This is a genomic window from Rhizobium vallis (assembly GCF_003985155.1).
In the GTDB taxonomy this organism is placed as follows: Bacteria; Pseudomonadota; Alphaproteobacteria; order Rhizobiales; family Rhizobiaceae; genus Rhizobium; species Rhizobium vallis.
This window is the reverse complement of record NZ_ML133729.1, coordinates 1-4,384: the sequence shown is the minus strand read 5'-3', so window position 1 is coordinate 4,384 and position 4,384 is coordinate 1. Positions and strand designations below refer to the sequence as shown.

The following is a 4,384-nucleotide window of genomic DNA, read 5'->3' as shown; positions in this document are numbered from 1 at the left end:
GTTTTTGAGCTCGGCGGCCGTTGCTGTCGTGATGCTGGCTGGTTTGGGTGTGGCACAGGCTGCGGACGTGAAGGAAGTGCAGATGCTGCACTGGTGGACGTCCGGCGGCGAGGCGGCGGCTTTGAACGTTTTGAAGCAGGATCTGTCGAAGGAAGGTTTTGCCTGGAAGGACGTGCCGGTTGCCGGCGGCGGCGGTGATGCGGCGATGACGGCGCTGAAGGCGATGGTGGCGGCCGGCACCTATCCGACGGCCTCGCAGATGCTGGGCTATACCGTGCTCGATTATGCCCAGGCTGGCGTCATGGGTGATCTGACGGCGACGGCGAAGAAGGAAGGCTGGGACAAGTCGGTGCCGGCGGCGCTGCAGAAGTTCTCGGTCTATGACGGCAAGTGGGTCGCAGCCCCTGTCAATGTCCACTCGGTCAACTGGCTGTGGATCAACAAGGCTGTCATGGACAAGATCGGCGGCAAGCAGCCGAAGAGCTTCGACGAGCTGATCGCGCTGCTCGACAAGGCGAAGGCCGCAGGTGTGATCCCGTTGGCACTCGGCGGCCAGAACTGGCAAGAAGCGACGATGTTCGATTCGATCGTGCTGTCGACCGGCGGACCGGAATTCTACAAGAAGGCCTTCAACGACCTCGACGAGGAAGCGCTGAAGTCGGATACGATGAAGACGTCCTTCGACAACCTCGCCAAGATCGTCAAATATGTCGATCCGAACTTCTCCGGCCGCGACTGGAATCTGGCGACCGCCATGGTCATCAAGGGTGATGCGCTGGTGCAGGTGATGGGCGACTGGGCCAAGGGCGAATTCGTCGCCGCCAAGAAGAAGCCGGATACCGACTTCCTCTGCTACCGCTTCCCCGGCACCGACGGCAGCGTGATCTACAACTCCGACATGTTCGGCATGTTCAACGTCCCTGACGACCGCAAGGCCGCCCAGGTGGCGCTGGCAACCGCCACACTGTCGAAGAGCTTCCAGTCGGCCTTCAACGTCGTCAAGGGTTCGGTTCCGGCCCGTACCGACGTTCCCGACACCGACTTCGACGCCTGCGGCAAGAAGGGCATCGCCGACCTGAAGGCCGCCAACGAGGGCGGCACGCTGTTCGGCTCGCTGGCGCAAGGCTACGGCGCGCCTCCGGCGATCGCCAATGCCTATAAGGACGTCGTCTCGAAGTTCGTCCACGGCCAGATCAAGAGCTCCGACGAGGCCGTCAAGCAGCTCGTCCAGGCGATCGACGACGCCCGCTGAGATCCGGTCGATGAACAACGCTTCCCCGCAGATCGCGCGGGGAAGCTTCAGGCTCCGCGCCGATCACACAGGGATGATCATGCGGGGCCGATGAAGCAGGAGGAGAGGACATTCCATGAGCACCGTTGCGACCACCGATCCGGTTCTGACGCCCCGGCAATCGACTGGTATCTCGTTGAGGGGCCGGCTGCAGGATGCGCTGCCGAAGATCGTGCTGGCGCCGAGCTTCGTCATCACCCTCATCTTCGTCTACGGCTTCATCGTCTGGACGGCCTATCTCTCCTTCACCAATTCCAAGACCTTCCCCTCCTATGCGCTGACCGGGGCGCGTGCCTATCAGCGGCTGTGGCGCTGGACCTTCGAGAGCGACCCGCCATCCTCCTGGTACACCTCGATCACCAACATGGCGATCTTCGGCTTTCTCTATGTCGGCATCTGCCTGGCGCTTGGTCTCTTCCTCGCCATCCTGCTCGACCAGAAGATCCGCGGCGAGGGGCTGCTTCGGCCGATCTTCCTCTATCCGATGGCGCTCTCCTTCATCGTCACCGGTGTGGCCTGGAAGTGGTTCCTTGATCCCGGCCTCGGGCTCGAACAGACCTTGCACCACTTTGGTTGGACGAGCTTCCACTTCGACTGGATCAAGAACAAGGACTTCGTCATCTACACTGTCGTCATCGCCGGTGTCTGGCAGGCCTCGGGCTTCGTCATGGCGATGTTTTTGGCCGGCCTGCGCGGCATCGACGGCGAGATCATGAAGGCAGCCCAGATCGATGGCGCTTCCCCCTTCCAGCTCTACCGACGCATCGTCATTCCGCTGCTGCGGCCGATCTTCCTGTCGGCCTTCATCGTGCTCGCCCATATGGCGATCAAGTCTTATGACCTTGTGGTGGCGCTGACCTCGGGCGGGCCCGGCGGCTCGGCCTGGCTGCCGTCCAACTTCATGTATGAATACACCTTCAAGCGCAACGAGATGGCCGTCGGCTCGGCCAGCGCCATCATCATGCTGATGACCATCTCGGCGATCATCGTTCCCTATCTCTATTCCGAACTGAAGGAGAAGGCCCGATGAGTGCGATCACCTCTCCGACGGTCGAAAGATCGCATAGCGGCAGCAACGCCCGCTGGATCGGCCGCCTCGTCATCTACGGCCTGCTGGTGATCTTCGCCATCCTCTACCTGATGCCGCTCTTCGTCATGCTGACCACCTCGTTCAAGACGATGGACGAGATCCAGAACGGCAACATGCTGGCGCTGCCGCAGGCGCCGACCTTCGATCCCTGGGTCAAGGCCTGGGGCGAGGCCTGCGTTGGGCTGACCTGTGCCGGCATCAAGGGCTACTTCTGGAACTCGATCAAGATGGTGGTGCCGGCGGTGGCGATCTCCACCATCATGGGGGCGCTGAACGGTTATATCCTGACCAAGTGGCGCTTCCCCGGCCACACGCTGGTGTTCGGGCTGATGCTGTTTGCCTGCTTCATCCCGTTCCAGTCGGTGCTTCTGCCGATGGCGACGATCCTCGGCTCGCTCGGCCGCTTCGGGGTGACGCTGCAGAACGCCACGGGCTTCAACTTCGGCTTCGGCAATTCGACCGTCAACCTGGTCTTCGTCCATGTCGTCTATGGCCTCGGCTTCACGACGCTGTTCTTCCGCAACTTCTACGAGGCCTTCCCGACCGAGCTGGTTCGGGCCGCCCAGGTCGATGGCGCGAGCTTCTTCCAGATCTTCCGCCGCATCATGCTGCCGAACTCGCTGCCGATCATCGTCGTCACCGTCATCTACCAGTTCACCAACATCTGGAACGACTTCCTGTTTGCCTCAGCCTATGCCGGCACCGGTGACTCCATGCCGATGACGGTGGCGCTCAACAATGTCGTCAACACCTCGACCGGGGTGGTCGAATACAATGTCAACATGGCGGCGGCGATGATCGCCGCCGTGCCGACGCTCATCGTCTATATCCTCGCCGGCCGCTACTTCGTGCGCGGTCTGATGGCGGGCGCTGTCAAAGGGTAACCCATGGCTTTCCTGGAAATCTCCGGTCTCAGAAAGCGCTTCGGCGCCGTCGACATCCTCAAGGGGATCGATCTCGAACTCGAAAAGGGCGGCTTCCTGGTGCTGGTCGGTCCGTCCGGCTGCGGCAAGTCCACCCTGCTCAACACCATTGCCGGGCTGGAGACGATCACCGCGGGCGATATCAGGATCGACGGGCGCTCGATTGCCGGCCTGCATCCCTCCAAGCGCGACATCGCCATGGTGTTCCAGTCCTATGCGCTCTATCCGAATATGACGGTGGCGGGCAACATCGCCTTCGGCATGGAGATCCGCGGCATTGCCAGGGAGGAGCGCGAAAAGGCGATCAGGCAGGTCTCCGACATGCTGCAGATCGGCCATCTCCTTGACCGCAAGCCGAGCCAGCTGTCGGGCGGCCAGCGCCAGCGTGTCGCCATGGGCCGGGCGCTTGTGCGCAATCCGCAGGTCTTCCTGTTCGACGAGCCGCTCTCCAATCTCGATGCCAAGCTGCGCGTCGACATGCGCACCGAGATCAAGCGGCTGCACCAGCGCATGGGCACGACGATCGTCTACGTCACCCACGACCAGATCGAGGCGATGACGCTCGCCACCAAGATCGCCGTGCTGAAGGATGGCGTGCTGCAGCAGTTCGGCACGCCGGCCGAGATCTACAACAATCCCGCCAATATCTTCGTTGCCGACTTCATGGGATCGCCGGCGATGAACCTGCTCAACGCCACCGTCGAAAACGGCGGGGGCGGGCTGGAGGTCTCGCTGGAACGCCCGAATGCCGCCCCGCTCAGGCTGCCGGTGATGTCAGGCAATCACGGCCTGTCTTCCTATGCCGGCAAACCGGTGATCTTCGGCATTCGCCCCGAAGCCCTGACCGATCCCGACGGCGCCGACCGCAAGGCGCGCTCGCTGACCGAGGGCGACTGCCTGATCGAGGTCGTCGAACCCGCCGGCTCCGACACCTTCGCCGTCACCAAGCTCGGCGGCAAATCCGTCGTCGCACGCCTGCGCGCCGATACCCGCATCGCTCCAGGACAAAACACCCGCCTCGCCTTCAATCTCGACAAGGCCGTGTTCTTCGATCCGGAAAGCCAGGCAAGGATCGCGTGA

4 protein-coding genes are annotated in these 4,384 nt (G+C 62.5%); all 4 read left to right on the top strand.

The features are described 5' to 3' along the window. The first annotated feature begins 31 nt into the window (after window positions 1-31). The gene (locus EFQ99_RS34730; protein ID WP_126925337.1) at window positions 32-1,252 is read left to right on the top strand and encodes an ABC transporter substrate-binding protein; all 1,221 of its coding nucleotides are present in this window, start codon (window positions 32-34) and stop codon (window positions 1,250-1,252) included. A gap of 115 nt (window positions 1,253-1,367) precedes the next feature. Next, window positions 1,368-2,321: a carbohydrate ABC transporter permease gene (locus tag EFQ99_RS34725; protein ID WP_126925335.1), complete on the top strand. Its 954-nt coding sequence runs from the start codon at window positions 1,368-1,370 to the stop codon at window positions 2,319-2,321. Beyond that, window positions 2,318-3,265, top strand: a complete 948-nt coding sequence (locus EFQ99_RS34720; protein WP_126925333.1) for a carbohydrate ABC transporter permease — start codon at window positions 2,318-2,320, stop codon at window positions 3,263-3,265. Before EFQ99_RS34725 ends, EFQ99_RS34720 begins: the two co-directional genes overlap by 4 nt. A gap of 3 nt (window positions 3,266-3,268) precedes the next feature. Continuing rightward, window positions 3,269-4,384 (top strand): ABC transporter ATP-binding protein, encoded by a 1,116-nt coding sequence (locus tag EFQ99_RS34715; RefSeq protein WP_126925331.1) that lies wholly within the window; start codon window positions 3,269-3,271, stop codon window positions 4,382-4,384.

Bases quoted from the DNA above. Each gene is read 5' to 3' on its own strand.
- EFQ99_RS34730 (WP_126925337.1), top strand. From the start codon at position 32: ATGCTGGCTGGTTTGGGTGTGGCACAGGCTGCGGACGTGAAGGAAGTG.
- EFQ99_RS34715 (WP_126925331.1), top strand. From the start codon at position 3,269: ATGGCTTTCCTGGAAATCTCCGGTCTCAGAAAGCGCTTCGGCGCCGTC.
- EFQ99_RS34725 (WP_126925335.1), top strand. From the start codon at position 1,368: ATGAGCACCGTTGCGACCACCGATCCGGTTCTGACGCCCCGGCAATCG.
- EFQ99_RS34720 (WP_126925333.1), top strand. From the start codon at position 2,318: ATGAGTGCGATCACCTCTCCGACGGTCGAAAGATCGCATAGCGGCAGC.